The sequence below is a fragment of the Ruegeria sp. O11 genome, assembly GCF_056535285.1.
Map to the genome: position 1 here is coordinate 1 of NZ_JBQERS010000046.1, position 507 is coordinate 507.

1 protein-coding gene is annotated in these 507 nt (G+C 57.2%); it reads right to left on the reverse strand.

Going from position 1 to position 507, the window contains the following annotated elements:
* A partial coding sequence (locus tag ACRZ91_RS22190; RefSeq protein WP_480908655.1) for an IS3 family transposase occupies window positions 1-507 on the reverse strand: 507 nt, incomplete at both ends.

Consider the following 507-nt stretch of genomic DNA (forward strand, 5'->3'; position numbering starts at 1 on the left):
TAGGCCACTTTCCGTTCGAAGGCGACCGGGCTTTTCCAGCCCAATGCTGAGTGCCGCCGTCGCGGATTGTAGAAGCCGTTGATGTATTGGAAGATGGCCAACTCCGCGTCTCTGCGCGTCTGCCACGACCTGCGCCAGATGAGCTCGGCCTTGATCGTTTTGAAGAACGTTTCGACGGCCGAATTGTCATAGCAGTTGCCCTTGCCGCTCATCGATACCTGGAAGCCATGCTGACGCAGAAGCTTCTGATAATCGTGGGAGCAATATTGGCTGCCGCGATCCGTATGATGGATGCAGCCCTCGGGCGGCTGGCGTAGAGCAATGGCCATCTTCAAAGCCCGGATCGCCAGGTCCCGCTTCATGCGATTGCTCACCGCCCATCCAATGATGCGCCGGGAATGCAGATCAAGAATCACGGCAAGGTAGAGCCATCCTTCTCGGGTCCACACATAGCTGATGTCGCCAGCCCATTTCTGATTTGGCTGATCGGCATGGAAGTCCCGGTTC